29 protein-coding genes are annotated in these 25,910 nt (G+C 55.1%); 19 read left to right on the top strand and 10 right to left on the bottom strand.

The genetic code is table 11. The features are described from left to right. The 11 genes from ACO6S1_RS10050 to pal all read left to right on the top strand — a co-directional run bounded on the left by ACO6S1_RS10050 (window position 1) and on the right by pal (window position 7,800). Window positions 1–393, top strand: a complete 393-nt coding sequence (locus tag ACO6S1_RS10050) for a VOC family protein (RefSeq protein WP_422342561.1) — start codon at window positions 1–3, stop codon at window positions 391–393. 28 nt (window positions 394–421) lie between these two features. Then, the gene (locus ACO6S1_RS10045; protein WP_422342560.1) at window positions 422–1,759 is read left to right on the top strand and encodes an amidohydrolase; all 1,338 of its coding nucleotides are present in this window, start codon (window positions 422–424) and stop codon (window positions 1,757–1,759) included. A 6-nt stretch (window positions 1,760–1,765) separates the two neighbouring features. Further along, on the top strand, window positions 1,766–2,113 hold the full coding sequence (locus ACO6S1_RS10040; protein WP_422342559.1) for a TraR/DksA family transcriptional regulator: 348 nt from the start codon (window positions 1,766–1,768) through the stop codon (window positions 2,111–2,113). A 377-nt stretch (window positions 2,114–2,490) separates the two neighbouring features. After that, window positions 2,491–2,829, top strand: a complete 339-nt coding sequence (locus ACO6S1_RS10035) for an ArsR/SmtB family transcription factor (protein WP_422342558.1) — start codon at window positions 2,491–2,493, stop codon at window positions 2,827–2,829. Then, the gene (locus ACO6S1_RS10030) at window positions 2,822–3,322 is read left to right on the top strand and encodes an SRPBCC family protein (RefSeq protein ID WP_422342557.1); all 501 of its coding nucleotides are present in this window, start codon (window positions 2,822–2,824) and stop codon (window positions 3,320–3,322) included. The genes ACO6S1_RS10035 and ACO6S1_RS10030 overlap by 8 nt, the downstream gene beginning before the upstream one ends. A 94-nt stretch (window positions 3,323–3,416) precedes the next feature. Beyond that, entirely contained in the window at window positions 3,417–3,887 is a 471-nt protein-coding gene (locus ACO6S1_RS10025; protein WP_422342556.1) for a YbgC/FadM family acyl-CoA thioesterase, read from the top strand. Window positions 3,888–3,907: 20 nt separating this feature from the next. Beyond that, window positions 3,908–4,606, top strand: coding sequence for a protein TolQ (gene tolQ, locus ACO6S1_RS10020; protein ID WP_422342555.1), 699 nt, complete (start codon window positions 3,908–3,910; stop codon window positions 4,604–4,606). A 3-nt stretch (window positions 4,607–4,609) separates the two neighbouring features. After that, the gene (gene tolR / locus ACO6S1_RS10015; protein ID WP_422342554.1) at window positions 4,610–5,050 is read left to right on the top strand and encodes a protein TolR; all 441 of its coding nucleotides are present in this window, start codon (window positions 4,610–4,612) and stop codon (window positions 5,048–5,050) included. A gap of 21 nt (window positions 5,051–5,071) precedes the next feature. Then, window positions 5,072–5,824 carry a cell envelope biogenesis protein TolA gene (locus ACO6S1_RS10010; protein WP_422342553.1) on the top strand — a complete coding sequence of 251 codons (753 nt, stop codon included), beginning with the start codon at window positions 5,072–5,074 and terminating at the stop codon, window positions 5,822–5,824. A gap of 22 nt (window positions 5,825–5,846) precedes the next feature. Continuing rightward, entirely contained in the window at window positions 5,847–7,199 is a 1,353-nt protein-coding gene (gene tolB / locus ACO6S1_RS10005) for a Tol-Pal system beta propeller repeat protein TolB (protein ID WP_422342552.1), read from the top strand. 91 nt (window positions 7,200–7,290) lie between these two features. Further along, window positions 7,291–7,800, top strand: coding sequence for a peptidoglycan-associated lipoprotein Pal (pal, locus tag ACO6S1_RS10000; RefSeq protein ID WP_422342551.1), 510 nt, complete (start codon window positions 7,291–7,293; stop codon window positions 7,798–7,800). 76 nt (window positions 7,801–7,876) lie between these two features. Here the strand turns inward: pal and ACO6S1_RS09995 are convergent, their stop codons facing one another. The 3 genes from ACO6S1_RS09995 to ACO6S1_RS09985 all read right to left on the bottom strand — a co-directional run bounded on the left by ACO6S1_RS09995 (window position 7,877) and on the right by ACO6S1_RS09985 (window position 11,894). After that, complete coding sequence (locus ACO6S1_RS09995; RefSeq protein WP_422342550.1) at window positions 7,877–8,173, bottom strand: hypothetical protein; 297 nt, start codon at window positions 8,171–8,173, stop codon at window positions 7,877–7,879. Window positions 8,174–8,210: 37 nt separating this feature from the next. After that, window positions 8,211–11,126, bottom strand: a complete 2,916-nt coding sequence (locus ACO6S1_RS09990; RefSeq protein ID WP_422342549.1) for a M16 family metallopeptidase — start codon at window positions 11,124–11,126, stop codon at window positions 8,211–8,213. A 141-nt stretch (window positions 11,127–11,267) separates the two neighbouring features. After that, window positions 11,268–11,894 carry a class I SAM-dependent methyltransferase gene (locus ACO6S1_RS09985; protein WP_422342548.1) on the bottom strand — a complete coding sequence of 209 codons (627 nt, stop codon included), beginning with the start codon at window positions 11,892–11,894 and terminating at the stop codon, window positions 11,268–11,270. A gap of 104 nt (window positions 11,895–11,998) precedes the next feature. Here ACO6S1_RS09985 and ACO6S1_RS09980 point away from each other — a divergent pair, with 104 nt between their 5' ends. Together ACO6S1_RS09980 and ACO6S1_RS09975 are read left to right on the top strand one after the other, a co-directional pair. After that, entirely contained in the window at window positions 11,999–12,346 is a 348-nt protein-coding gene (locus tag ACO6S1_RS09980) for an antibiotic biosynthesis monooxygenase family protein (RefSeq protein WP_422342547.1), read from the top strand. A 6-nt stretch (window positions 12,347–12,352) separates the two neighbouring features. Further along, window positions 12,353–13,708, top strand: coding sequence for an MFS transporter (locus tag ACO6S1_RS09975; RefSeq protein WP_422342546.1), 1,356 nt, complete (start codon window positions 12,353–12,355; stop codon window positions 13,706–13,708). A 13-nt stretch (window positions 13,709–13,721) separates the two neighbouring features. Here the strand turns inward: ACO6S1_RS09975 and ACO6S1_RS09970 are convergent, their stop codons facing one another. Then, on the bottom strand, window positions 13,722–16,058 hold the full coding sequence (locus ACO6S1_RS09970) for a CDC48 family AAA ATPase (protein ID WP_422346128.1): 2,337 nt from the start codon (window positions 16,056–16,058) through the stop codon (window positions 13,722–13,724). A gap of 353 nt (window positions 16,059–16,411) precedes the next feature. On the opposite strand from ACO6S1_RS09970, the gene ACO6S1_RS09965 reads away from it, so the two are divergent. Both ACO6S1_RS09965 and ACO6S1_RS09960 read left to right on the top strand, forming a co-directional pair. Further along, window positions 16,412–17,290 (top strand): LysR substrate-binding domain-containing protein, encoded by an 879-nt coding sequence (locus tag ACO6S1_RS09965; protein WP_422346127.1) that lies wholly within the window; start codon window positions 16,412–16,414, stop codon window positions 17,288–17,290. Between the two features lie 178 nt (window positions 17,291–17,468). Continuing rightward, window positions 17,469–17,720 (top strand): hypothetical protein, encoded by a 252-nt coding sequence (locus ACO6S1_RS09960; protein ID WP_422346126.1) that lies wholly within the window; start codon window positions 17,469–17,471, stop codon window positions 17,718–17,720. 90 nt (window positions 17,721–17,810) lie between these two features. On the opposite strand, the gene ACO6S1_RS09955 is transcribed toward ACO6S1_RS09960, so the two are convergent. After that, window positions 17,811–19,211, bottom strand: coding sequence for a glutamate ligase domain-containing protein (locus ACO6S1_RS09955; RefSeq protein ID WP_422346125.1), 1,401 nt, complete (start codon window positions 19,209–19,211; stop codon window positions 17,811–17,813). Window positions 19,212–19,267: 56 nt separating this feature from the next. Here ACO6S1_RS09955 and ACO6S1_RS09950 point away from each other — a divergent pair, with 56 nt between their 5' ends. After that, window positions 19,268–20,101: an LD-carboxypeptidase gene (locus ACO6S1_RS09950; RefSeq protein WP_422346124.1), complete on the top strand. Its 834-nt coding sequence runs from the start codon at window positions 19,268–19,270 to the stop codon at window positions 20,099–20,101. Here the strand turns inward: ACO6S1_RS09950 and ACO6S1_RS09945 are convergent. Genes ACO6S1_RS09945 through ACO6S1_RS09930 form a run of 4 tightly spaced genes read right to left on the bottom strand, consistent with a single transcriptional unit; the run spans window position 20,098 to window position 22,465 of the window. Further along, complete coding sequence (locus ACO6S1_RS09945) at window positions 20,098–20,661, bottom strand: carboxymuconolactone decarboxylase family protein (protein ID WP_422346123.1); 564 nt, start codon at window positions 20,659–20,661, stop codon at window positions 20,098–20,100. The two genes, ACO6S1_RS09950 and ACO6S1_RS09945, sit on opposite strands and share 4 nt — an antisense overlap. Continuing rightward, window positions 20,661–21,557, bottom strand: coding sequence for a glutathione-dependent disulfide-bond oxidoreductase (yghU, locus tag ACO6S1_RS09940; protein ID WP_422346122.1), 897 nt, complete (start codon window positions 21,555–21,557; stop codon window positions 20,661–20,663). Before yghU ends, ACO6S1_RS09945 begins: the two co-directional genes overlap by 1 nt. Before the next feature lie 23 nt (window positions 21,558–21,580). Next, window positions 21,581–22,006, bottom strand: a complete 426-nt coding sequence (locus ACO6S1_RS09935) for a hypothetical protein (RefSeq protein ID WP_422346121.1) — start codon at window positions 22,004–22,006, stop codon at window positions 21,581–21,583. A gap of 9 nt (window positions 22,007–22,015) precedes the next feature. Continuing rightward, on the bottom strand, window positions 22,016–22,465 hold the full coding sequence (locus ACO6S1_RS09930; protein WP_422346120.1) for a peptidylprolyl isomerase: 450 nt from the start codon (window positions 22,463–22,465) through the stop codon (window positions 22,016–22,018). A gap of 171 nt (window positions 22,466–22,636) precedes the next feature. Between ACO6S1_RS09930 and mgtE the strand changes: the two genes are divergently transcribed. After that, window positions 22,637–24,046 (top strand): magnesium transporter, encoded by a 1,410-nt coding sequence (mgtE, locus tag ACO6S1_RS09925; RefSeq protein WP_422346119.1) that lies wholly within the window; start codon window positions 22,637–22,639, stop codon window positions 24,044–24,046. Window positions 24,047–24,055: 9 nt separating this feature from the next. Then, window positions 24,056–24,568: a GNAT family N-acetyltransferase gene (locus ACO6S1_RS09920; protein ID WP_422346118.1), complete on the top strand. Its 513-nt coding sequence runs from the start codon at window positions 24,056–24,058 to the stop codon at window positions 24,566–24,568. A 19-nt stretch (window positions 24,569–24,587) separates the two neighbouring features. On the opposite strand, the gene ACO6S1_RS09915 is transcribed toward ACO6S1_RS09920, so the two are convergent. After that, window positions 24,588–25,088: a hypothetical protein gene (locus tag ACO6S1_RS09915; RefSeq protein ID WP_422346117.1), complete on the bottom strand. Its 501-nt coding sequence runs from the start codon at window positions 25,086–25,088 to the stop codon at window positions 24,588–24,590. A 164-nt stretch (window positions 25,089–25,252) separates the two neighbouring features. Between ACO6S1_RS09915 and ACO6S1_RS09910 the strand changes: the two genes are divergently transcribed. Beyond that, complete coding sequence (locus tag ACO6S1_RS09910) at window positions 25,253–25,654, top strand: DUF1489 family protein (RefSeq protein ID WP_422346116.1); 402 nt, start codon at window positions 25,253–25,255, stop codon at window positions 25,652–25,654. The last annotated feature ends 256 nt before the right edge of the window (window positions 25,655–25,910 follow it).

Genomic DNA, 25,910 nt, shown 5'->3' with positions numbered 1-25,910 from the left:
ATGATTGGTTATGTCACACTAGGCGTCAATAATATCGAGAAAGCGCAAGCATATTATGATGCGCTGCTCGGTGAAATCGGTGCCAAACGATTGATGGAACTCGAAGAGGGTGGTTTCACGCTTTATGGCGCGGAAATGGGCGCGCCCTCGCTTGCGATCACCCAGCCTTATAATGGCCAAAAGGCCGCGCCAGGGAATGGCAACATGATCGCTATTCCCTTTGAAGAACGGGCGCAAGTCGACAGCTTTTACAACAAGGCGATGGAACTGGGCGGCAGCGATGAAGGCCCTCCGGGACTGCGTGGCGATGAAGGCCCGCAAGCCTTTTACGCAGCCTATTTTCGGGATCCGGAAGGCAATAAGCTTTGCGCTTTTCGTGTTGGGCCAGCATAAGGACTGAAATTCTTCGGGGAGAAAAATCTTGAAACATGCATTTCTGGCTCTGGCAGCAGGCACCGCTCTTTTATATGGCGTACCGGCAGCGGCCCAATCGACTGATCTCGCAAAGGCCGTCGCGGCGGATTATGATGCCAAGCTGGAAGCGCTGTTTATCGATTTTCACAAAAACCCCGAACTGTCCTACAAGGAAACCCGTACTGCTGCCATTATTGCAGAGGAATGGCGAGCGGTCGGATGGGACGTCACGGAAAAAGTGGGCGGCACGGGTGTCGTCGCTGTCATGAAAAATGGCGACGGCCCGACGCTGATGCTGCGCGCCGATATGGATGGCCTGCCGCTCGTCGAGGATAGCGGGCTGGACTATATGTCGACCGTCAAGCAAGTCAGTATCGATGGCGAAGAAAAGCCCGTCATGCATGCTTGCGGCCATGACGTGCATATTACCTCACTGATCGGAACCGCGCGCCGCCTCTCGGCAATGAAGGACCAGTGGAGCGGCACGATTGTGCTGGTTGCCCAACCGGCTGAAGAACGGATTGGCGAAGCCAAAATGATGATGGATGACGGCCTTTACAGCCGCTTTCCAAAGCCCGATTTTGCCATGGCCTTTCATGTCAGCGCGGACACACCCACCGGCAAGCTGGCGCTGAGCGAAGGGATTAGCTATTCGTCGGTCGATACGGTCGACATCATCGTTCATGGTGTCGGCGCGCACGGTGCCTCACCCCATCGTGGCAAAGACCCGATTGTCATGGGCGCGCAGATTATCATGGGCCTCCAGACCATCGTCAGCCGCGAAATAGCGCCGCTGAAACCGGCGGTGATAACGGTCGGTTCCTTTCACAGCGGCTTCAAGCATAACATCATTTCTGATCGCGCTGTCCTGCAATTGACGGTCCGCTCCGACGATGATGAAACGCGGCAGAAACTGCTGTCTGGCATCAAACGGGTGGCCACCAATGTCGGCAGAATGAACGATCTGCCGGAAGACAAGCTGCCGGAAGTGAAAGTGTCGCATGAGGCCACCCCTGCGGTTTACAATGACGCGGCCCTGACGAAACGTGTCCAGACGGTCTTCAAGAACCGCTTCGGCGCCGATATTTTCGACAATAAACCACGCCAAGGCATGGGCGGCGAAGATTTTGCCTATTTCGTTTCCCCGAATACCGATGTGCCGGGTGTCTATTTCAACGTTGGCGGGACGCCACAAGCCGACTTTGACGCCGAGGAAGCGGGCGGCAAGCCGGTGCCATCGCACCACTCGCCCTTTTTCAAAGTCGCACCACGAGAGTCGGTCACACTGGGCACCGAAGCCATGACCGCCGCCGCGCTGGACTTGCTCGCTCCCCAGGCAGAATAGGCTGCTATGGCAGACGATCTTTCCAAAAGTCAGATCGCGGCCTTGAAGACCATTATGCTCGAACGACAGGCAGGGCTCAAAGCGCTGGATGAGGAAGCTGCGGGTTGGAGCGATACTGTGGAGCTCGACCAGCAAAGCGTCGGCCGCCTGTCGCGGATGGATGCGATGCAGCAACAGGAAATGGCGCGGGCCGAAGCACGTCGCCGAACCAGCGACCTCGCCCGCATCGATATCGCGCTTAAACGCATAGACGAAGACGAATATGGCTGGTGCGCCGAATGTGGGGAGCCCATTGCCTACAAGCGTTTGGAAATTGATCCCGCCGCGGCGCTATGTGTGACCTGCGCGCGATAAAAAAATTGCCGATGGGCCACGGGAACGCTTCATCTTGCGCTCATGCTGAGCTCGTCGAAGCATCCTGAAGGACGTCACGACCGTGGCACCAAACACCCTTCGACAAGCTCAGGGTGAGCGCAGCAGATAGTATTCGCACGTATAATCTCAAAATAGGGTCACACACCCCAAAGCAGGATTTCCTTTACCCCCGAAAAGGTCGGAAGGCTGCGGGTTTACGGATATTCAAAGTTAAGAAAGAACCGGCGCGGGTATAGCGTTTTGAGAGCATGTAGGAAAGCGGATTAGCGCATTTTCCTCTCTCGCCAATGCGAGCAAACAGCAGCGCGTTCGGCAGTGATCTTGACATGCAACCATTTAGTTGCTTAATAGCGGGCATGACAGATATCTTCCAAGCCCTTGCCGATGAGTCGCGCCGCCTGCTTCTCGACCGCCTTTTTGAGAAAGGCGGACAGAGCCTGAATGATTTGTGCGAGGGCTTCCCCATGTCTCGTCAGGGGGTCGCGAAGCATCTCGGAATATTGGAAAAAGCCAATCTGGTCTCTGTTCACTGGCAGGGACGAAGCAAGCTTCACTATCTCAATCCGGTCCCACTCGCTGACATTGTCCACCGCTGGGTCGGCAAGTTTGAAGATGCCCGCATCGACGCGCTGACCGATTTCAAAGATCAGATCGAAGACAAACAAAAACCAGAACAGGAGAAACGCCATGCCTGATATCACCCCTGTAGAAACCATCCCAACCCGTGCCTCGACCGGTGAACCGTGCGCGCCTGATTTCGTCTACACCATCTATATTGCCGCCAGCGCGGAAACAGTCTGGAACGGCCTGATCGACCGTGAAATGACCAAAGCCTATTGGGGCCATTATAATGAATCCGACTGGAAACAAGGATCACGCTGGGAACATGTCGGCAGCGACAGCGGCAAGGTCACTGTAAGGGGTCAGATTATCGAAATGGATCCACCGCGGAAGATGGTCTGGAGCTGGGCCTTTGCGGACGAGGCAGACGAACCGGCCAAATTGTCGCGGGTAACTTATGAACTGGTTGCGCTGGGCCCGGATACGAAACTGACTGTGACCCATAGTGAACTGGAACCCGGTTCTTCGATGGACATAGGCGTTCGAGAAGGTTGGTCTGCTGTTCTGAGCAACCTCAAGAGCATGATCGAAACCGGAAAAGCCATGTCGGAAGAGGATTGGAAATGATTTCCGTCAGTTAACCGCCAAAAAGACTCAATTTTACGCTGAACGGAATCATTAGCGCTTTCCCCGCTGGAATCAGCTGACTAATGTCCCGAAGATGGATGCCATTAGTAATCTTCCGTCCGATATCAGTCCGCATGAAGGTCAATTTCGCGACTATCATCACTATTTTGCCTGTCGTGTCTATTACGAAGACACCGACTTTTCCGGTATTGTCTATCACGCCAATTACCTGAGATTCATGGAGCGGGCGCGCTCCGACATGCTGCATCAACTCGGCATGGACCAGCGCGCAGCCTTTGAAGCGGATGATGGCGCTTATGCCGTCGTCGATTTGCAGATTAAATATATTGCGCCCGCCAAATTTCAGGATAATCTGCTAGTCGTCAGTCATGTGAGCAAATTGCGTAAAGCCAGCGTGAACATCGAACAAATCATCATGCGCGGTGACGAAAAAATAACGTCAGCCAGCGTTCAGGCAGCCTTCCTTACGCCCGCCGGGCGGCCACGACGGCAACCTGAGGCGTGGACGAAAGCCTTTGCGGCTGTCATCGCGGATGAGGAATAGAAAATTAAGAGGAAACAGCCTTGCTAGACAGTCTTTCGATCCATGCAGCTTCCGGTGAGTTTTCGCCCTTTGCCTTGTTTTTGCAGGCGGATATCATAGTCAAAGCGGTAATGATCGGGCTGCTGCTGGCCAGCGTGTGGACCTGGACGATCATTGTCAGCTTTGCGATGAAAATAGGTCAGGTCCGACGACGGACAGACCGGTTCGAAAATTCCTTCTCCAAGGCCAATGACGTTGACCAATTTTATAATGACCATGGCAAATCCGGCCTGCCTATCGCCAAGGTGCTGGCCTCGGGCATGCGCGAATGGCGGCGGTCTACCGCGCGCGGACCGATTGACCGTGATGGTACGCGGCAACGGCTGGCAACAGCGATGAACGCAACAATAGAGCATGAAGTGGACAAATTGGCGGACAGGCTGAATTTTCTGGCCACGGTGGGCAGCGTTGCCCCCTTTGTCGGTCTGTTCGGAACGGTCTGGGGCATCATGCGCAGTTTCTCGGCCATTGCGGCGGAGCAGAATAGCTCGCTGGCCGTCGTTGCGCCCGGCATTGCCGAAGCGCTGTTTGCCACCGCCATCGGTCTATTTGCCGCGATTCCAGCGGTTATCGCTTATAACCGCTTCTCCCACAGGCTGAACAAGCTGGAAGCCCGTATGGGCCGTTTTGCCGATGGATTCCACGCGACGATGAGCCGCGAACTGGAAATGGGGGAATAAACCATGGGAATGAATCTTGCCCCGGGTAATGGCCGCCGCAATCGCGGCCGCGCGCCGATGTCGGAGATTAACGTCACCCCCTTTGTCGATGTCATGCTGGTGCTATTGATCATCTTCATGATTACCGCACCGCTGCTGGTCACAGGCGTGCCGGTCGACCTGCCCGAAAGCCGCGCCAACGCACTGGATCAGGAACAGCAACCGGTGCAGATTTCGATAGATCAGGAGGGCCGCATTTACCTCGATGACGAAGAAATGAGCCGAAATGCCTTGGCCGCGCGATTAAACGAAATTGCCGCAAATCAGAGCGCCGAAGACCCCCGGCAAATTATGCTGCGCGGCGATAAAACGCTGGATTACGGGCTTATCATGGGGGTTATGGGAGAGCTCAACCGGGCAGGCCTGAACCGGGTATCATTAGTCACAACAGGTTCATCTGAGTGAAATTAGAAATCACAGGCTGTTATGGAGAGAGCTGAAAAAATTGGCTTAGGCGTCGCGGCTGGCGGGCATATTGCCTTGTTCGGCCTACTTTCGTTCAGCCTTTTGTCCCAGCCGGACGAAGCCTTTAAACCCAAAGCTATCGAAGTCATGATCGCCGACGAAGTCGGTCTGGAAAGCGCTTCTCCCAATCCTGCCCTGGTCCCGCCCGCAACCAGTGTGGCACCAGAGCTGGGTGATCCTGATCCCGAAGATCTCAGCAAGCCCGATCCCGTCGAATTGACCCCGGCACCGGATGTAAAGCCGGCTCCACCTCGGGAAAAGCCGGCTGCCAGACCAAAGCCGGAAACCAGGATCGACCCCGAACCCAAACCCAAGGGATCGCGTCTCGGCAAAGATTTTCTGAAAGGGGTCACCGATCAGTCTTCGGTCAGCCGTAACCAGAATGTCACTGGTGAAAAGGCCTCGGCCAGGGCGGTCGCATCCTTGCAGCAAGAGCTTTACCGGCAGCTGAAACGCCAATGGAAACCGCCCACTGGCGCGGATGCCGAAAAACTGCGCACAAAAGTGACCGCACGGCTGGACCGCAGCGGCAATATTGTCGGCACTCCAACCGCTACAACAACAGGAATTACGCCCAGCAATCGGTCGCAGGCCGATATTCACAAGGAGCGTGCTATTGCCGCTGTGAAGCTGGCTGCACCCTACACAACATTTCCCGAGAAATATTATAGCGAGTGGCAGGTTATCGAACCTGTTCTATACCTCGGTATATAAGCTCGGAATGAAGGAGACCATAATGGCTATCACAGCCTCTAAGCGTATCAGTTCCTGGATTATGGCCGTTATGGCAATGGCCGGACTGACAGTCGGAATGGCCGTGCCAGCGCAGGCCCAGCTGACCGTTGATGTTGATAATGTCGGCGCCGATGAACTGACCATCGCCGTGCCCGGCCTGCCGACTCCGCAGAATCAGGAAACCGCGGCTGGCACCACGGCGGAACTTGGCAACAAGATCAGCGACGTGATTGTCAGCAACCTGCAATCCAGCGGCTTGTTCAAACCGCTTGGCCGCAATCAGGTGCGCGGAATCAGCTTTTCCGAAGTGACAGCGCCGCAATTTCCCTATTGGAACGGCACCAACGCATCTGCCTTGATTCAGGGATTTGTCCGCACCAATGGCGACGGCAAGCTGACGGTTGGCTGCTATCTCTATGATGTTGCACTGCAAACCGAACTCACCCGGCAAGGCTTTGTGGTCGCGCCACGGGATTGGCGGCGGGCGGCACATAAATGTGCCGACAGTATCTATTCGCGCCTGACCGGGGAATCGCCCTTCTTTGACAGCCGGATCGCCTATATTGCCGAGACCGGCCCGAAGGATAACCGCCGCAAAAGACTGGCGATCATGGATAGTGACGGGGCCAATCACCGGTTCATCACCAATGGACAGGCAACCGCCCTCACCCCGCGATTCTCGCCGGATTACTCCAAGATCGTCTATCTCAGCTTTCTCGACGGCAATCCGCGTATCTATATTTACGAGATCGGTACCGGGCAGCAAAAGCTGATTACCCAGAGCACCAATCCGACCTTCGCGCCGCGCTGGTCACCCGATGGCAAGTGGATACTCTATTCCATGGCGATTGCCGGTAATACCGATATCTACAAAGTCTCTTCACAAGGCGGACAACCCAAACGGCTGACCTTTTCACCAGGGATCGACATCGGCGGCAGCTTCTCCCCCGATGGCAGCCGGATCGTGTTTGAAAGTGACCGTTCGGGCAGCCAGCAACTCTACGTGATGGGCGCCAATGGTGGTGACGAGCGGCGGATAAGCTTTGGCGGTGGACGCTATGCGACACCGGAATGGAGCCCGCGTGGCGATCTGATCGCCTTCACCAAGATCGCGGGCAATTTCCGTGTTGGCGTCATGACCCCCGGCGGCAGTGGTGAGCGGTTGCTGACCAATAGCTGGCAGGACGAGGCACCGACCTGGGCACCCAATGGCCGGATCATCCAGTTTTTCCGAACCACCCGTGGCAGCGGCAATACCGGTATCTGGCAGGTCGATCTAACGGGCCGAAACGAACGCCAGTTACCCACACCCGTGAATGGCTCTGATCCGGCATGGGGACCGTTGCTGCCGTAAAATTCTTATACAGATTGCAAGAAAAGTAGGACAAGTAACTGAAAACAGCTTATAACTACCCGTAAGGGCACATTAGACTAGGAGCAGAAATATGTTAAAATATGCGACCCCCCTGCTGATTACCTCAAGCCTCATCCTTGCAGGCTGCGCGAAAAAGGCACCGGAAGAATTGCCACCAGCACCGGTCGGAACCGCCGATCCTGTTGCGCCGCCAACAGATACGGGTCCTGGCTATGCGCCCGGTTCACAAGGCGATTTTCTGGCAAACACGATGTCGGACCGCATCCTTTTTGATACGGATCGTTATAATGTGGATTCGCAGGATCAGGTGGTCCTCCAAAGTCAGGCCCAGTGGCTGGCCCAGCATCCCAATGCGCAGATCACGATTGAAGGCCATGCTGACGAACGCGGCACCCGCGATTATAACCTCGCGCTTGGTGAGCGCCGCGCCAATGCGGCCAAAAACTATCTGGCTTCGCTGGGTGTCAGTCCGACCCGGATGACCACGGTCAGCTATGGCAAGGAACGCCCCGAAGCCTTGGGCTCCAACGAAGCGGCCTGGGCACAGAATCGCCGTGCGGTGAGCATTGTGGTGCAATAACTCCAATCATCACATATCATTAAAAAGGCCGCTAACCCTATTGGGTAGCGGCCTTTTTTGTGTCTGGCTATCAGCCTTATTTCTTGGTGCCGCTCATCGCCATTTCACCAAAAGCGCCGGCATTGACAGAACCGGTCAGAACGCCGTCGACAATCGTCGCTTTGCCTTCCAGTTTCATTGGCATCGGCACGGTCATGTTCATGACCCAGGTCAACTCGTTGCCGTCAATCTTGCCGTCTTCCAGTTCCATCGAGCCCATTGAGCCTTCGTTGGTGCCAGTGAACGTATCGCCATTGGTGACGATTGTCACGACAGAGGCCTGGTCACCCATGGGGGATTTGGTTACGCAATCATATGAACCATCAATCGACATTATATTCTCCTTTTGTATCTTAGCCCTGAACCGTCGGTCAGTCTTGCCCGACCGCCGAATCATCTGAACTGCCTGCCTTACTAACATCGGTGTTACCAGCTTCATAGCCGCGATATTCGATCGGCATATCAAGCGCTTCGAGCTGCGTCTTGATCTTGTCCGCATCACCGACAATCACCCAGGTGAACTTGTCGGGATCAATCGCACTCGCCATCGCCTGGTTGAGATCATCGGCCGTGAGCGCCTTATAGCGATCAGCCACGGTTTCCGCATAGTTGGACGGCCGTTTGAACATCACATCGCCTTGCATTTGATCCAATACCCGGCGGGACTGTTCGAACTGTCCGGGCAGCTGGCGAACATTGCCGTTCACCGTCCGCTCCAGCTCTGCCGGGGTAACGCCATTATCGCCAAGAAAGTCTTTCACCTGGCCCATGATCGCAGCAACGGCCGGACCGGTCTGATTGGTCTGGACCGGAGCCCGCATGATATAAGGCACCTCATGTTCACCGCGCAGCACCGTGTTGCGGGTGCCATAGCTCCAGCCCTTGGTTTCACGCAGGTCCATGTTGATCCGCGACAGGAAATTGCCGCCAAGAATTTCATTAGCGGCATTGAGCGTCAACAAATCATCCGTGCCTTTATACGGTAAAACCTGTCCGGCGAGGATCATTGATTGGGGACTGTTGGCGCGGTGGATGACCACGATTTTGCCTTCTGCCTCGGGGATCGTGGCATCAAAATTTTTGCCGGCTGCCGGCTGGCCTTCCGGTTGCCACTCGCCAAAGCGCATTTCCAGTTTTTCGAGCAATGCCTGCTGGTCAATCTGGCCAACCGCAAAGATGGTCGCATTTTCAGGACGCATCCAGCTTTGATGGAAATTCACCAGATCATTTCGTGTAATCGCTGTGACGGACTCTTTCGTGCCGTTGCCAGACAGGCCGCGACCATAAGGATGGGCGTCACCGAACATCAATGGCGGCAAAGCGTTCGTCGCGATGCTGAGCGGATCACTTTCTTCCCGGTCGATAGCCGTAAGCTGCTGGACCCGCATACGCTCGATATCGTCTGTTTTGAAAGCCGGATTTTTGACAATATCCGCCATCAGGTCGAGCGACGCATCGAGATTCGGATTAACCGCGCTAAGATTGACGTCCGTCCGGTCGCGTCCACCGCCAACGCTGACATTGGCGCCCAAACGCTCTTGCTGCTCGGCAATCTGTACCGAGGTCAGGCTGGTCGTGCCTTCTTCCATCACGGCGGTGGTGAAATTCTGAAGACCGACCTTGTCGGCGGGATCAGCAGCAGCCCCGGCATCAAATGACAGGGTCACGCGGGTCATCGGAACTGCATTACGCTGCGCAAAATAGACCTTGATACCGTTGGACAAGGTTGCAGTTTCGACATCCGGAAAATCAACATTGGGAATGTCGCCTACCGGCGGAAAAGAGGAGCGGTCAACCGCGACAGGAGTTGCCTGCTCGCTATCACCCTGCATATAGAAGGCCGGACTGGTCAGCGATCCGGTGCGTGCGCCTTTACCGGATTCAACTTCCTCATAGGCTTCGCGTTCGCCAGGCACCACGCGAATACCAACAACCGGCCGTGTCAGCCATTTCTTCATCGCTGCGGTCACCGATGCGGGCGTTGCCGACGCCAGCCGGTCCAATTCTTTCTTGTAATATTTCGGATCATCGGAATAAAGCTCGCCCTGCGCCAGCGCGGTGGCCTTGCCATTAAAGCCGCCAACCTGCTCCAATCCCGCTATCCGGGCAGCGGCATCGCGGGTCGCAACCCGCTGCACTTCATCTTCGGTCGGACCGTTTTCGATGAAGTCGGCGATGATATCATCCAGCCGCTTGGCAACCACGTCGGCATCTTCACCCGGCTTCACATCCGCCTGAATCTGCACCAGACTACCATGGACAAAAGGCAGCACGAACGCAGAAACCGCCACGGCGTTTTTCTCTTCGCGCACCATGATATTATCAAGCCGCGAGCTGGCCAGACCGCCCAGCACGGTCATGCCGACATCAAGCGGCGTGTAATCGGGGTCATTGAGACCCGGCACCACCCAGTTGCGATATATCCGCGTGGTCGCAACCTTGTCTTTCATCACATCAAAAACCGGCGCGTCCAAAGTCGGCAGTTTCGGGTTCAGCACTGGTATCGGCTTGCCCTTTGGAATGGCGCCAAACCATTTTTCCACCAGCGGCTTGGCGGTCGCGGCATCGATATCACCGGCGAGTACCAAAATTGCATTATTGGGACCATAATGGTCGATAAACCATTGCTTCATGTCATCCAGAGAAGCGGCTTCGAGATCTTCCAACGATCCGATCGTGCTGTGGCCGTAAGGATGCGCGTCCGGGAACAGCAATTCCGTCTGGCGATAGCTTACCAGGCCATAGGGCCGGTTATCGCCCTGACGCTTCTCGTTCGAAACAACACCAATCTGGTTGTCGAGCTTTTCCTGCGTCACCGCGCCGAGCAGATGGCCCATACGGTCACTTTCAAGGAACAGGGCCACTTCGAGGGCCGATTTTGGTACTGTCTGAAAATAGTTGGTGCGGTCCAGCCAGGTCGTGCCGTTCAGATCTGTTGCACCAATTTGACGCAGCGGTTCAAAATAGTCACCCGGTGCGTTTTCGGAGCCATTGAACATGATATGCTCGAAAAGATGGGCATAGCCCGTTTTGCCTTCCGGTTCATGCGCAGAGCCGACACCATACCAGATTGAAACCGCCACAATCGGTGCCTTGCGATCGGTGTGGATCAAAACTTTCAAACCATTGTCCAGGGTGAACCGCTCGTAAGGAATATTAACGGCGTCGACCAGCTCACTGACCGGTGCAGGCTTGGCACCGCCATGATCGTCGGCCAGAGCCGGGGCAGCGAAGCTTAAAGCCGTGGAGGCAAGCGCAAGCGCAATCGTACGGGGGAAACGTGACATCCGGAAATCCTCTTCAAATATTGTATATCTGGAAACTACTATGAGCATGCGGACTTGTCGCGCAAGTCCTGTTTGGTCTTCGACAAACGGTAGACTCGCATCGACCAACTACAATGCCGATGAAAGAGACAGGACAAGAACCTATTTCTTTTTCCAGCCCCAGAACAAATGGCACGGCAAGATGTTCCAAATCGAATAGCCGTTGTCAATCCGATCGAAATGCGGCGCCATGAAATCGCGGGCGCGTTTGACGAATTGATAGACCAGAAAGGCGCCACCCGGACGCAAGGCGTCATATGTTTCTTTTGCTATTTTGGGACCGAGCTGATTGGGCAAGGTCGAGAATGGCAGGCCTGACAGGATATAGTCGGCTTTGTCATGACCCAGATCACGGATAATCTGCTGCACATCGGCTGCCGATCCATGGATCGGATAGAAGCGGCTGTCACGAATGGTCTTGCTGAGATAATCGATAAAATCGGGATTGAGATCGATGACGATCAACGTCGCATCCGGCTTCATGCGCTCCAGCACCGGCCGACAGAATGTGCCAATCCCGGGGCCATATTCAACAAACACATCGCATTCGCTCCAGTTCACCGGCTCCAGCATCTTTTTGACAGTTACGGCCGACGAAGGAATGATCGAACCAACCATTACCGGGTGCTTCAAAAATCCCTTAAAGAAAACGCCCCATGCGCCAAAAGTTCGAGCCGCGCGCAGTTTGATTCGGCCCCATATCGGCGCTTTTGCAAGGCTGTTGGTCAATCACTTTCTCCATTTGTCATCCCGCTGTCTTATTAGGCCATAACAGTGCTATATTCAAACATGTTCGCGCTTGTCCGAGGCGGGGAGAGGTTTAAAAGAACAATATGAAACTGCATCCTCCCGAGTCCATCGCCGTAATCTTTTGCGCCCAGCGCACCCGGGACGATGATGAGGCCTATAAAGCTGCGGCTGATGTTATGAGCAACCTCGCCGCCCAGCAAACCGGTTATCTCGGGCAGGATAGCAGTCGCTCGGAAAACGGCCTCGGCATCACTGTAAGCTATTGGCAGAATGACGCCGCTGCAAAAGCATGGCGCGATCATCCGGTGCACACAGCCATTCGTGAACAGGGTCGCGGCAAATGGTATGAAAGCTACACGCTGCATGTTGCGCGCATTGAACGCAGCTATGACTGGAATAAATCTGGGAACGACCAAAATAGCGTGCCATAGGAGCTCATGGCTGATTCTCCTGCCCCGCCTCTGGAGGCCAAAAAGCATAAACCGATAGACAGCACCCGCATGACGGTGCTGTTCGCGGTCATGCTCGTCACGGCGTCCGGCAATACCGCGATGCAGTCGATCTTGCCGACCATCGGAACCCAATTGAAAATCCCGGATTTCTGGGTCAGCGCGGCGTTTAGCTGGTCGGCATTATTGTGGGTTTACACGGCGCCCAAATGGGCCCGCCTGTCTGACCATCGCGGACGCAAAGCACTGATGCGGCTGGGGATGATTGGTTTTACCGCGTCTATGGCACTAGCGGGTCTGGCGCTCTTTCTAGGATTGCTGGGATGGTATGGCGCGATTTGGACCTTCGTCCTGTTTGCGATATTCCGGAGCCTATATGGCGGCCTGGGCTCCGCAGCCCCCCCGGCGGTGCAAGCCTATGTGGCAGCCCGGACGCCGCGCGCAGACCGGACCAAAGCGCTGTCTTTGATCGCCTCCTCTTTTGGCCTTGGTACGATTGTCGGCCCTGCCATCGCGCCGTTGCTGATCTTGCCCGTTCTTGGCCTTTCCAGCCCGATGTTTGCCTTCGCCCTGATCGGCATCATTGTGATGATCGCATTGGCGCTGAAACTGCCCAATGATGATCCGGGTTTTGAAGCGCGCGGTGTGGTGACCTCGGAACCTTATAGTGCCGCGCCTTCCGCCGGCAGCCTGAAAGACGACGGCCACGAAGACCAACCGGTTGGAAAACCCTCCCCGGACGGCATACCGCCACGATTGCGATGGGGTGACAAGCGGATCAAACCTTGGCTGATCACAGGCATCATGGGCGGCAATGCCCATGCCGTCATTCTGGGTGTCATCGGCTTTCTGGTGCTCGACCGGCTCGGCCTGCGGGACGATCCCAAGACCGCGATTGAAATGACCGGCATTGTGCTGATGTCCGGCGCCGCAGCAACCTTGCTTGCGCAATGGGGGCTGATCCCGCTGCTGCAAATGGGGCCGCGGTCGTCGGTTCTGTGGGGGATGTTGCTGGCCGGTATCGGTTGCTTCATCATCGGCTTATCCAGCGATCTTTATGGTATCATCATCGGTTTTGCGGTCAGCTCGCTCGGCTTTGGTCTGTTTCGCCCCGGCTTTACCGCTGGTGCTTCGCTTGCGGTTGAACGATCGGAGCAAAATGGCGTCGCGGGCATAGTGGCTTCTGTCAACGGCATGGCGTTTATCGCTTCACCGGCCATCGGCGTATTGCTCTATACCTATATCAGCGCGCTGCCCTTCTGGATCGCGGTCACCATGTGCCTGTTCATCTTCGGCTGGGGCTTCAAGACGCTAAAGCTGGATGAAGCCCCCAATCCTCAATAACTAACCCGGACCGCTAAAACTCATGCTTGCTGTCGTTTACCGGCGTCAACATGCCGGGGGCGACAAAGCCAATAGGCTCGGCGCGCATCGCATTTTGTTTCAGCTGCGCTTCCATTTTTGAATATTCTTCCTCCATTTCCGGCGTCACCGAGGCCCGGCTGTCTTTCAATGCCTTCTCAAAATGCTTCATCGATACCTTTTCGACCAGCCCGCCATGTTCGCGCAGGGCATAGAGCCCGGCACGGCGAACCAGATCTTCCAGATCAGCGCCAGAATAGCGTTCGGCGCGCTGGGCAATGTCATCGAGATCGACATCTTTATCGATCGGCATTTTAGCCGTATGAATGGCGAGAATTCTGCGGCGCCCCTCTTTCTCCGGCACTGGTACATAAACCAGTTCATCGAAACGACCGGGCCGCAGCAGCGCCGGATCAACCAAGCCGGGGCGGTTTGTCGCGCCGATCAGGATGACCGACTGCATTTCCTCCAGCCCGTCCATTTCGGCGAGGATCGTGTTCACGACCCGCTCGGTCACCTGCGGCTCGCCCATCCCGCGCCCGCGGGCCGGGACCAGACTGTCAATTTCGTCGATGAACAATATGGTTGGTGCAACCTGCCGGGCACGGGCGAACAGCCGCGCAATCTGCTGCTCGCTCTCGCCATACCATTTAGACAATAGATCGCTGGATTTGGTCGCGATGAAATTGGCTTCCGCCTCCCGTGCGACGGCTTTGGCGAGCAATGTCTTGCCGGTTCCGGGCGGTCCATAGAGCAAAAATCCCTTGGCCGGGCGAATACCCAGACGGGTAAACGCCTCTGGATTTTTCATCGGCAGCTCAATGCCTTCTTTCAAACGCATCTGCGCGTCGTCCAGACCGCCAATATCTTCCCATCGCACATCCGGAGCCTGCACCATGACCTCGCGCATGGCGGATGGCTGCACTCGTTTCAGCGCCTCGACAAAATCGTCACGTCGCACAACCAGTTCTTCCAGCACCTCTGGCGGAACAGTTTCGGATTCCAGATCCAGTTTCGGCATGATCCGGCGAACCGCTTCGATCGCAGCTTCGCGCGTCAAGGCAGCCAGATCGGCACCAACAAAGCCATATGTCGTGCGCGCCAGTTCCTGAAGGTCGACCGCTGACTCCAACGGCATGCCGCGGGTGTGGATACCCAGTATTTCTTTACGGCCGCGCAGATCGGGAACACCGACGATGATCTCCCGGTCAAACCGTCCCGGACGGCGCAGCGCTTCATCAATCGCTTCCGGACGATTGGTCGCTGCGATCACCACCAGATTGAGGCGCGATTCCAGACCGTCCATCAATGTCAGAAGCTGGGCCACCAGACGCTTCTCTGTCTCTCCCTGCACCTCACCGCGCTTGGGCGCGATCGAGTCGATTTCATCTATGAACAATATCGAAGGCGCCGCCTTGGTCGCCGCTTCGAAAACTTCCCGCAGCTTCTTCTCGGACTCGCCATAGGCAGACCCCATGATTTCCGGACCGTTGATCAGGAAAAATTCTGCGTCACTTTCATTTGCCACAGCACGGGCCAGCCGTGTCTTCCCGGTTCCCGGAGGACCATGCAACAACACGCCGCGTGGCGGATCGACACCCAGGCGGGTAAATAACTGCGGATAGCGCAACGGCAGCTCCACCATCTCTCGCAATTGATCGATGGTTTCATGCAATCCGCCAATATCATCATAGGTCACATCAGCACGGCGGTGTTCCGTTGATTCTTCATATTCCGGGCGCAGTTCGACTTCGGTATTCTCGTCAATATGGACAAAGCCCTTGGGTGCGGTCGACACCACCATCAGGCGGATTTGAGTCAACGAGAAAGCGGGCGCGGCCAGCATTTGCTGCAACTGTGGTGGCATGTCGCTGCGGTCGACCTGCTGCTGGCCGTGGGTCGCGACAAAGTCGCCGGCGTTGAGCGGGCGCCCCATGAAGCTGCGCTTCAGACCGGCACCGCTGCCATGCAGCCGCAAGTCTTTTTGTGCAGGAGCGAATATAACTTTCTTCGCTGCTTTTGACTCAACCTTGCGGATTTCGACAAAATCGCCGGAACCGACACCCGCATTGGCGCGCTGCAAACCGTCGAGCCGGACGAAATCCAGTCCTTCGTCTTCGGGATAGGGTAAAACGGCACGGGCCGGCGTGGCTTGCTTGCCGCATATTTCAACAACATCGCCTTCCATCAAGCCCAGTTTGGCAAGATTGTCCCGCGACAGGCGAGCAAGTCCGCGGCCACTGTCTTCCGGCCGTGCATTGGCGACTTGCAGCTTTATCATCTGGGAATCGGATTCAGGGTCAGATTTGGATTCGGATTTGGGATCAGACATAGGGGGATGAACTCCTGCCACTTTTATTGTTACCAACAAGATAGGGAGGCGTTTGCAATTATGCGACCCTGTAATTGACCGAAATCGGGCGATCAGGGTGAGAAGAGCCGGATTTCCGGCAAAAAAAAGGCCAGTCCCGAAAGACTGGCCTATAAAAGTTTTTAGGAGAGGATGCCTGAAAGGCGAGTTCTATTTGGGCGAGAATCGCTTATGTTGCAAGTGCGAAATAAACATTATTGGTTGCATTTTTTGCAATAAGACAATTCTTCTATTGGCGCGATTTAGCCAATCTATTTCAATTTCTTGCAATTTTGCGTTGCACAATCCGCATTTAACTCGATAAGACGTCAGCCATGAGACGTCTTCCTCCCCTACGTGCTCTTGAAGCCTTTATCCGAGTCGCGAGACTCGGCTCATCAAAAGCGGCTGCTGCCGAACTGGCATTGTCTGCTCCAGCATTAAGCCGCCGTATCAAATCGCTCGAAGACCATATCGGCAAACCGCTGTTTGAACGGCGCAATCAGGCTATGGTCCTCAACGAGGATGGCCAATCACTGCTTGAGGCGGTTGCACCGGCAATGGAAACCATTGGCGAGGCGGTGGAACAGATGACCGTCAGCGGAAGCGACCTGCGGCTGCGCCTGGGGGTTTTGCCGCTATTCGGCGCAACCCGGCTTGTACCGCGCCTGCCCGAACTGCGAAAACTTTACCCCAAACTGCATATTGACGTGGATACGTCTGCCCATGCCGAGAATATGCTGGGTGACGTGATCGATGCGGCGATCATCATTGCGGATCATGTGGATCCCAATCTCTATTCGGTGAAGCTCGACAGCAACAAGGTCTATGCGATTGCCGCCGCGGATCTCGTCAACGGCCCCAATGCCATAAAAACGCCCGAAGATCTGAAGGGGCATAACATCCTCATCCATAGCGATATGGCGAAGGCCTTTGATCGCTGGAAAGAGGCCGTTGGTCTGCCTGACCTGGATCCGGCAAGCATTGACCAGATGAACAGTGGCCCGTTGATGCTGGAAGCGGCAGCACAAGGCCTTGGTGTCGCGATCATGCATGGTGGCCATTTCTCCGACGCCAATGACCCGCGCCTCGCACGGCTGTTCGACTATGATATCGACAGCCCTTATTCCTATTGGTTTGTCTGCCGCAAACGGGACAAGAAAAATCGCGCCGTGCGGATTTTCCATGACTGGGTTGTCAGAGCAGGTCTCTAAGCGACGAAGCGTGCGGGTTAAACTGTTAGACCTCCATGACATTTATTTGATTTTATGATAATAAACAAGAATCGTCGCGCATAGTCGGCATTTATTGCCTTAAAACCAAATATTGGGGAACTATTGTACGGATAATCCGTACTATAATAGTGCTTGAAAAAGATATTGGAGAAAATGCATGCGTTTCAAGACTTTGACTGCTTTAGCAGCTCTATCCCTCTCGACAGTCCCGGTTATGGCCCAGTCACAAGCGGTCACTCCCGTATCCAGCACAAGCGTTGAGCGTGTTTCTGCGACTCAGGAACAGGCGAATAATCTTGGCGGGGGTAGTGATACGATCATCGCCGTCTTGGCGGCCGGTATTGCTGCGACTTTCGTTACATTGACGATCATCAACGATGATGATGACGACGATCCCGTCAGCCCCTGATACAAGTCGAAACTAAATTTTTTTTGACACCCGCGATAATCACCAACGATCAGGCCCTTATAAAGGGCCTGATTTGCGTTGGAATAGCCGTTATTGATTGACGGCGAGTTTCGCCAAAATATCGGATGCAAATATACTCAGCGTATCATCGCGCGCACCCATGATGACAATACGATCGCCGGGCTTGGCAATGTGCACAATATGATCCCCGCATTCCGCACGACCGGCAATATGACTGGCCATGCCACCGGCTGCATTGACTGCATCGGTTATGGATTCACTGCCAATAGTACGGTCCACCGTGCCGCCGAAATAGACGGGATCGCACAAGATGACCCGGTCATCGCCATCCAGCATGTCCGCAAATACCTGCGCCAGTTCAGCGCCCATTTTATGAATCGGGCCAAAACCATGTGGCTGAAAAAAAGCGATGATACGGCCTGGAAAGGCCTTCATCGTTTGCAGCGTGGCGGCAATCTTGTCCGGGTTGTGGCCGAAATCATCAATCACGCTGATGTCATTGGCTGTGCCGACCACATCAAAACGCCGGGCAAGGCCGTTAAACTGGGCGATAGCGGCGACGCTTGTTGCCACTGGCACACCGACGGCCGATGCTGCGGCAATAGCAGCGAGCGCATTGGCAACATTATGACGACCCGGCACTTGCATGGTGACGGGATAGTCATCGCTATTCGCCGACAGAATGAAGCGGCTGCTAACCGGCGCTTCGTCAATATCAGTGGCCCTAAAATCAGCACCCTCTGAAAAACCAAAGCTGATGGCGTCCTTCAAATCCAGATCAGCGACCAAGGCCATGGTCTCGGCGTCATCCCGATTCCAGATGCAATGCTTGGCTTTGCCGGCAAAATCTCCGAACAATTGCCGCAATTCCTCAAGGCTTTTGTGATCCAGGCTGACATTGTTCAGCACGGCTATTTCAGGATCAAATAGAGCGATAGAACCATCGCTCTCATCCACCTCGCTGACCATGATGTTGCCATCACCGACCCGCGAACTGGCAAAAGGCGCATCATCCGCGACAAAATTTTTCATCACCGCACCATTCATGATCGTTGGATCCAGACCGGCCTCGGTCAATATCCAGCCGATCATGCCGGTCACGGTGGATTTACCGCTGGTCCCGCCAATCGCAATGCTGCGCGGTGAGGCGTTAAACTGCTCGGCCAGCAATTGTGCGCGGGTCATCCGGGCACAGCCCAGACTATTGGCCTTGGCTACATCCGGCACACTATCCTCGATCGCTGCCGATGCGATTAATATCTGATCACCCGAGGTCAATCCGCTGCCATCCTGCGCAAACAGGCCAACCCCTTTGTTTTTCAACCATTCAAACTTGGCAGCGAGCCGCCCTTGATCCAGCGCCCGGTCCGAACCAGCCACGTCAGCGCCCTTTTCCCGCACAATCATCGCCAGCGGCAGCATGCCTGATCCGCCAATGCCGCAAAAATAATAGGATTTGTCTTTACTCATAATCCCCCGCTATGGCCTCGACAGCTTTTTGGCAATTGTGTTGGGGTAAAAATTTCATGAAACAGGTCAGGATCGGCATTTGCGCGCCATCAACGCCCCTTTATGAAGAAGAGGCACAGCAACTTATTGACAGCATCAGCAAAAGCCATCCGCAAGCAGAACTGGTCTTTCACGATCAATGCTTTGCCATCGAAGGACATTTTGCTGGCAAAGATGATCTGCGCTGTTCTGCTTTCGTGTCATTGGCCAATGACCCATCGCTTGATGCCATCTGGTTTGCCCGTGGCGGATACGGCGCGGCGCGGATAGCAGACAGCATCTTGGCGCAACTGGGACCAGCTGCGCGGAATAAAACCTATATGGGTTACAGCGATGGCGGCAACCTGCTCGGCGCACTCTATAAAGCGGGCATTGGCATGCAGGCGCATGGCCCCATGCCGGTTGATATGCGGCGCGATGGCGGCATGGTGGCGGTCGAGCGCGGGCTCGACTGGTTGGTAAGACAGGATGCTTCTGCGCTGGAGCCCCATGTCGAGGCCGGTCAGAAATATGCTGCGTTCAACCTGATGACCTTGGCGATGATGGTCGGTACGCCCTTGCTGCCCGATCTCAAAGGTCACGTGCTGATGATCGAGGAAATTGCGGAATATCTCTACGCGTTTGACCGCGCGCTGTTCAATGTCACTACATATCTGGCAGACAAAGGTCTCGCAGGCATCCGTTTGGGACGGGTCAGCGACATACCAGAAAATAACCGACCCTTTGGTGAAGAAGCGGAGGAAATTGTCCAGCGCTTATGTAACCGCTACGCCATTCCCTATCTGGGAAGCGCGGATATCGGTCATGATGTGGACAACAAGGTGGTACCCTTTGGCACCGTCCCTGCTTAGCCTTTTAGATCGGGGTCCAGCTCCAGACCCTCGTCCAATTGCACGCCATAGCTATTCAGCATCATCGAAACCTGGGTATATTGACCGACGGTCATAACCAAATCCATGCGCTGTTTTTCGGTCAGTTCCGAAAGGTCTGCCCAAGTCGCATCGGACACGAAACTATCACTGGTCAGTTCATCCGTCGCCCGCAACATCGCAGTTTCCAGCGGCGTCCAGCCAGGAGCATCCGGCCCTGCTTTGATGCGCTCAATCTCTTCGTCCGTTATCCCGCAATCTTTGCCGATGCGGACGTGCTGTACCCATTCATAACCGGATTTCCAGTTAAACCCGGTCCGCAGGATAATGATTTCCCGCTCGCGCTCCGGCAGGCTGTTGTGGCGCGACAGCATATAGCCGCCCCACCACATAAACGCTTTGAAGGCCTTTGGCGCGCGGGCCAATGTGCGGAAGATATTGAGCACAGGTCCTTGCTGGAAACGCTCGCCCAGCATGGCCTTTTGTTCGTCATCCATCTCCGCATCGGATAGCGGCGTGATACGCGGCTTATCGAGCCGCATTATTCCGGTGCCTCAACCTCGCCGCGTGCGATCCGTTTGTCTTGTGTATTGGTTTCAAAATCGCTGGCATCATGGCGCTCGTGAAGCTGTGTCTCCGGCTCACCATAGGGACGGTTGACCATCATGCCGCGCTTGACGGCTGCCCGTTCACCCACTTGCGCGGTCCAGCGCTGCACATTTTTATAGTCTTGCACCGAAAGAAACTCGCCGGCTTCATAAAGAACACCGCGCGCCAAGCCGCCATACCAGGGGAAGATCGCCATGTCCGCGATGCTATATTCATCGCCTGCAAAATATTCGTTGTCCGCGAGATGACGGTCCAGCACATCCATCTGCCGCTTCACTTCCATCGCATAGCGGTTGATCGGATATTCGTATTTTTCCGGTGCATAAGCATAGAAATGGCCAAAACCGCCGCCAAGGAAGGGCGCGCTGCCCATTTGCCACATCACCCAGTTCAGGGTTTCTGCGCGCTTGGGTTGGTCTTTCGACAGGAACATATCGAATTTTTCAGCGAGATAGATCAGCATGGAACCCGATTCAAATAGCCGGGTTGGCGGCGTTGTGCTGTGATCCATCAGCGCGGGGATTTTGCTGTTCGGGTTAATGTCGACAAAGCCGCTACCAAATTGTGCGCCCTCGCCAATATTGACCAGCCAAGCGTCATATTCGGCGGCAGTGATGCCTGCTGCCAATAGCTCTTCGAACATGATCGTGACTTTTACGCCATTGGGCGTGCCGAGCGAATAAAGCTGGAACGGATGCTTGCCAACCGGCAGGTCCTTGTCATGGGTGGGCCCTGCAATCGGGCGGTTGATATTGGCAAAACGCCCACCGCTTTCCGTATCCCATGTCCAGACTTTGGGTGGGGTATATTCGGCCGGTTGGTCAGTCATTGCGCTTGTCTCCAATTATCAGTCTATTCTATCCGCGTGAAACGTGATGTTCTCCCGCGGGTGCCATCAATATAGCTCAGCTTTTCTTCTGACACGGAATAAAGCAGATAGCAGGCTTGTTTTTCTTTTCCGACCAAAATGAAAGCTTTGCCCGCAAAATCAGGCACCTGCGTCTTGCAGCTATCGACAAAAATGATCGGAACATCATATTGCGGATCACCGTCATAGATGCTCTGGAAGCTGCTGCCTTCTATCAGGATGGTGTTTTTGGGATCTTGGGTAGATGCCCATTTGCCCTGCATCTCTGCAAGCGGTCCGGTTTCGGCTGCCGCCGGGTCGATGACAAAGGATTTGTCATTTTTCGCATCATCTGCGGTATCTTCTCCGGCCGCACAAGAGGCCAGCAACAGGCTGGCAAATGTAAGGCCGGAGAGAAATGAGGCTTTCACAGAAAGCGCTTAGCCCAGTGTAACGCTTTTGATCGCACCAGGCTGCGCAGGTGGCTCACCCTTAGGCAGTGCATCCACAGCGTCCATGCCGCTCGTGACTTCGCCCCAGACGGTATATTGACCGTCGAGGAAACCGGCATCGTCCAGGCAGATAAAGAACTGGCTGTTCGCACTGTTCGGGTCCATTGTCCGAGCCATCGAGCAGACACCGCGGCTGTGCGGAGCATCGCTGAATTCTGCTGGAATATCCGGTTTGTCGGATCCGGACATGCCAGTGCCGGTGGGATCACCGCCTTGGGCCATGAAACCATCGATCACGCGGTGAAAAACAACACCGTCATAAAAGCCTTCGGAAGCGAGCTCGGTAATCCGCTCGACATGGCCGGGCGCCAGATCGGGACGGAGTTTGATTTCAACATCACCCGTGTCGAGATGGAGTGTCATTTTTTCGTGCGCCATAGGCTATTCCTTATAGTTTATGTTTCAGTCGTTCATTGTCTGGCCCTGCATATAGGGGGACCAATCACAAAAATCACCCGCTGCGTTCGATAAATGTCACAAAAGATTGCAATTATAGCCGTACAGCTACTACAAACCCGCCATATGTGACGCCAAACAGGGAGCATCGACATGACCGAGATGACAGACGCTCCCGACGTGGAAGATGTCGCACCACCCAGCCTGGACGAAGACAACCGTCTGACGGACGAATTTGTCCGTTCGGTTTCCGAAGCGGTGGATGAAGGCAACAGCAATCTTGCGCAAGAACTGGTCAATCCGCTGCATAATGCGGATATTGCCGATCTGTTCGAACTGATCGACGAAGACGAACGCGCGCCGCTGGCCGGAGCGCTAGGCGATCTGGTGAGCGCCGATGTGCTCGCCGAGATGAACGAGCATGTTCGCGAAGACCTGATAGAAGTGCTTGAGCCGGGTCAGATTGCCGACCTGACCGAACAGCTTGAAACCGATGACGCGGTCGCGATTATCGAGGATCTGGAAGAGGAAGAGCAACAAGCGGTTCTCGCCGAACTGGAACCGGAAGATCGCGCCGCAATTGAAAGCGCCCTTACCTATCCGGAAGAATCGGCTGGCCGGATCATGCAGCGCGATCTGGTGGCCGTGCCGGAGCATATGAATGTCGGCCAGCTGATCGACTATCTGCGCGAACATGGCGACCTGACTACCGAATTCTGGGAAGTCTATGTTGTCGATCCCGCACATAAACCGGTCGGCACCTGCCAGCTCAGCTGGATATTGCGTGTCCCCCGCGACATTGCCGTCGCCGATATCATGAAGCGGGAACAGACGCTGATCCCGGTTGATATGGACCAGGAAGAAGTGGCGCTGCGTTTCCAGAAATATAACCTGATTTCCGCTGCCGTCGTCAATGAAGACGGTCGCCTGATCGGCATGATCACGGTGGATGACATTCTCCACATTGTGGAAGATGAAGCCAGCGAGGATGTCTTGCTGCTTTCGGGTGCCGGCGAAGGCGATATTAACGAGCCGATCCGCGACAGTTACAAGGCACGGGTACGCTGGCTTATCGCCAATCTCGCAACCGCGATGGTCGCCAGTTTCGTGATCTCCATATTTGGCGCAGCCATTGAGCAGATGGTGGCGCTGGCGATATTAATGCCAATTGTGGCGTCCATTGGCGGCAATGCCGGGACCCAGACCATGGCGGTTTCGGTGCGCGCGCTCGCGATGAACGAGCTGACCCGGTCAAACACCCGCAGGATAATCGGACGCGAATTCCGGATCGCCATCCTCAATGGCGGGACCATCGCGGTGCTCGTCGGAATCGGGACAGCGATTGCGTTTGCGAACCCGGTGCTTGGTGTGGTCATCGCTGTCGCTATGCTGATCAACATTGTTATCGCGGGATTTGCGGGAATTTTTGTACCGGTTATGCTCGACCGCATGGATCAGGATCCAGCCCTGGCCTCATCCGTATTCGTCACCATGATCACCGACACCATGGGCTTTCTGGCTTTCCTAAGCCTCGCGGTTGCAAGCGGTATGGTCAGTTTCTAGGGCTTAGACATGATTGAAACCGAGCGACTATTGCTCCGCCCTCATATCGCTGGTGATTTTGCTGATTATAAAGCGATGTCGCAAGACCCGGAAGTCATGCGATATATCGGGCGAGAGCCCTCGGCAGATGACGAGGCCTGGTTACGGTTTCTCGCCCATTTCGGGCGATGGGACGTTTGTGGGTACGGTCTGTTTGCCATCATTGAAAAAGAAACCGCTCGCTATGTTGGCGATGCCGGTTTCAGCGATTTCCGGCGCGGCCTGGGTCCCGAATTTGATCCGTTTCACGAAGCCGCCTGGATGTTCTCAACCGCTGGCCAGGGCAAAGGATATGCAATTGAAGCCATGACCGCTGCGCAAAAATGGCTGGAGGGTAAATTTTCGCCACAGAAAACTGTCTGCATCATCAGCCCAGACAATGGACCGTCAATAAAACTGGCTGGCAAGCTGGGATATCAGGAGACGGGGACTAGTCGCTACAAGGATAGCGACGTGCTTATGTTTGAACGCATCAACCGATAACAGCTAAGGCAACCGGTCGTCATCCCGAGCGACTGTCGACCAGCCAAGGCTTATAGACCGACGCAAAATTACGCATATCAGTATAGATGCGATCGCGACCGCATGGCGCGATCATCTCACAGATCAGGGCGTCGAAGCCAGGCCGACATTCTTGCCTTACACAGCACAGCATATTCAGCAGCAGCATCTCGTCCGGCATCGTGTGCGGACAACAGGCGCGGGCGATTTTCACGCTTTCGGGCCAAGCCTCGCCAATGGCTTCAACCAGGATGAGAAACCGGTTGGCTGCAAGCTCCCCACCGAGGCGGTCCTGCAGATAGGGGCGAGAGTCGCGATAGCATTTCTGGCTCATGACCGCGACGCGCAGTGACATGATAATTCGTGCCTCTGAGGCAGCGAGCGACATCAGGTGGGGCAAGGGAGCCATCAGTTTTGCAAGACTGTCAGTCCTCAGGTTGCTGGACTCCGATTTCTCTGCTCCCGATTTTTTCGGCGCCGACCTTCCCGACCATGTTCCCATATTCGCATCTCCTCTTTCAGATTCGATTGCGACTGTATGATATTGATAATCATTTGCAATAGAAAATATTAGAAGTGCCCTGATTTGGGTTTGAACTGTGTGTGGAGCAGGACAGGCAGCGGACACAACTTGACTAATCCGGCCGTGGCCCACAGATAAGCAGCATGCCGCTCAACATGACCAAGATCGCGTTTCGTAGTGAAAGTCCTGCAACCCTCAGGGCCTGGCTGGAATCACATAAAGAGCTTGGCGAAGCGCGGCTGACCACCCGCTACCTGCCCAAGCGGCATGCCGAAATGGTCGGCGGGTCGCTCTATTGGATCCATCAGAAAAAAATTGTCGGGCGCAGTCCAATCATTGGCTTCATGGAAAATGGCGAAGGCCGCCAGTGGATCCGTCTGGAGCCGAGACTGATTGCTGTTCAGACGATACCCCGCCGCGCGCATCAGGGTTGGCGCTATCTCGAAGAGAAAGACGCGCCGGCTGATCTGGGTGAAGGCGCGGAAGGCGCGGAGGAAATGCCCGCCGAGATGCTCGGAGAACTTTCCAAACTCGGCCTGGTTTAGCTTTAACCGACCCTATTTTACATAATCGAGAATAAATTTTCTGTTTAATAGCAGTGGTTTAGCTTTTTTCTGTCGCGCGCTCCACCGCTGAAATATTCACTGCATTCTCATCCACTTATCTGTTAAATAGGATAAAAACGCCTATTTTGCAAAGACTTGCATGTCCATTTTTTCCAATCGGACGGGAATGACTTGGCTGTATCTCCTCGGTCAGAAGCAGCGATCCTCCCCCAGAGAAACCGGACGCCGCCTCAGG

The sequence above is a fragment of the Parasphingorhabdus sp. genome (genome assembly GCF_965233695.1).
In the GTDB taxonomy this organism is placed as follows: Bacteria; Pseudomonadota; Alphaproteobacteria; order Sphingomonadales; family Sphingomonadaceae; genus Parasphingorhabdus.
Note: the sequence above shows the minus strand (reverse complement) of the source record. Positions and strands in the feature narration are given on the sequence as shown.

What these genes read in the sequence shown, in the direction of transcription:
- ACO6S1_RS10050 (WP_422342561.1), top strand. Translation starts at nt 1, where the DNA reads ATGATTGGTTATGTCACACTAGGCGTCAATAATATCGAGAAAGCGCAA.
- ACO6S1_RS10040 (WP_422342559.1), top strand. Translation starts at nt 1,766, where the DNA reads ATGGCAGACGATCTTTCCAAAAGTCAGATCGCGGCCTTGAAGACCATT.
- ACO6S1_RS10035 (WP_422342558.1), top strand. Translation starts at nt 2,491, where the DNA reads ATGACAGATATCTTCCAAGCCCTTGCCGATGAGTCGCGCCGCCTGCTT.
- ACO6S1_RS10030 (WP_422342557.1), top strand. Translation starts at nt 2,822, where the DNA reads ATGCCTGATATCACCCCTGTAGAAACCATCCCAACCCGTGCCTCGACC.
- ACO6S1_RS10025 (WP_422342556.1), top strand. Translation starts at nt 3,417, where the DNA reads ATGGATGCCATTAGTAATCTTCCGTCCGATATCAGTCCGCATGAAGGT.
- tolR (WP_422342554.1), top strand. Translation starts at nt 4,610, where the DNA reads ATGGGAATGAATCTTGCCCCGGGTAATGGCCGCCGCAATCGCGGCCGC.
- ACO6S1_RS10010 (WP_422342553.1), top strand. Translation starts at nt 5,072, where the DNA reads ATGGAGAGAGCTGAAAAAATTGGCTTAGGCGTCGCGGCTGGCGGGCAT.
- tolB (WP_422342552.1), top strand. Translation starts at nt 5,847, where the DNA reads ATGGCTATCACAGCCTCTAAGCGTATCAGTTCCTGGATTATGGCCGTT.
- pal (WP_422342551.1), top strand. Translation starts at nt 7,291, where the DNA reads ATGTTAAAATATGCGACCCCCCTGCTGATTACCTCAAGCCTCATCCTT.
- ACO6S1_RS09995 (WP_422342550.1), bottom strand. Translation starts at nt 8,173, where the DNA reads ATGTCGATTGATGGTTCATATGATTGCGTAACCAAATCCCCCATGGGT.
- ACO6S1_RS09990 (WP_422342549.1), bottom strand. Translation starts at nt 11,126, where the DNA reads ATGTCACGTTTCCCCCGTACGATTGCGCTTGCGCTTGCCTCCACGGCT.
- ACO6S1_RS09980 (WP_422342547.1), top strand. Translation starts at nt 11,999, where the DNA reads ATGAAACTGCATCCTCCCGAGTCCATCGCCGTAATCTTTTGCGCCCAG.
- ACO6S1_RS09975 (WP_422342546.1), top strand. Translation starts at nt 12,353, where the DNA reads ATGGCTGATTCTCCTGCCCCGCCTCTGGAGGCCAAAAAGCATAAACCG.
- ACO6S1_RS09970 (WP_422346128.1), bottom strand. Translation starts at nt 16,058, where the DNA reads ATGTCTGATCCCAAATCCGAATCCAAATCTGACCCTGAATCCGATTCC.
- ACO6S1_RS09965 (WP_422346127.1), top strand. Translation starts at nt 16,412, where the DNA reads ATGAGACGTCTTCCTCCCCTACGTGCTCTTGAAGCCTTTATCCGAGTC.
- ACO6S1_RS09960 (WP_422346126.1), top strand. Translation starts at nt 17,469, where the DNA reads ATGCGTTTCAAGACTTTGACTGCTTTAGCAGCTCTATCCCTCTCGACA.
- ACO6S1_RS09955 (WP_422346125.1), bottom strand. Translation starts at nt 19,211, where the DNA reads ATGAGTAAAGACAAATCCTATTATTTTTGCGGCATTGGCGGATCAGGC.
- ACO6S1_RS09950 (WP_422346124.1), top strand. Translation starts at nt 19,268, where the DNA reads ATGAAACAGGTCAGGATCGGCATTTGCGCGCCATCAACGCCCCTTTAT.
- ACO6S1_RS09945 (WP_422346123.1), bottom strand. Translation starts at nt 20,661, where the DNA reads ATGCGGCTCGATAAGCCGCGTATCACGCCGCTATCCGATGCGGAGATG.
- yghU (WP_422346122.1), bottom strand. Translation starts at nt 21,557, where the DNA reads ATGACTGACCAACCGGCCGAATATACCCCACCCAAAGTCTGGACATGG.
- ACO6S1_RS09930 (WP_422346120.1), bottom strand. Translation starts at nt 22,465, where the DNA reads ATGGCGCACGAAAAAATGACACTCCATCTCGACACGGGTGATGTTGAA.
- mgtE (WP_422346119.1), top strand. Translation starts at nt 22,637, where the DNA reads ATGACCGAGATGACAGACGCTCCCGACGTGGAAGATGTCGCACCACCC.
- ACO6S1_RS09920 (WP_422346118.1), top strand. Translation starts at nt 24,056, where the DNA reads ATGATTGAAACCGAGCGACTATTGCTCCGCCCTCATATCGCTGGTGAT.
- ACO6S1_RS09915 (WP_422346117.1), bottom strand. Translation starts at nt 25,088, where the DNA reads ATGGGAACATGGTCGGGAAGGTCGGCGCCGAAAAAATCGGGAGCAGAG.
- ACO6S1_RS09910 (WP_422346116.1), top strand. Translation starts at nt 25,253, where the DNA reads ATGCCGCTCAACATGACCAAGATCGCGTTTCGTAGTGAAAGTCCTGCA.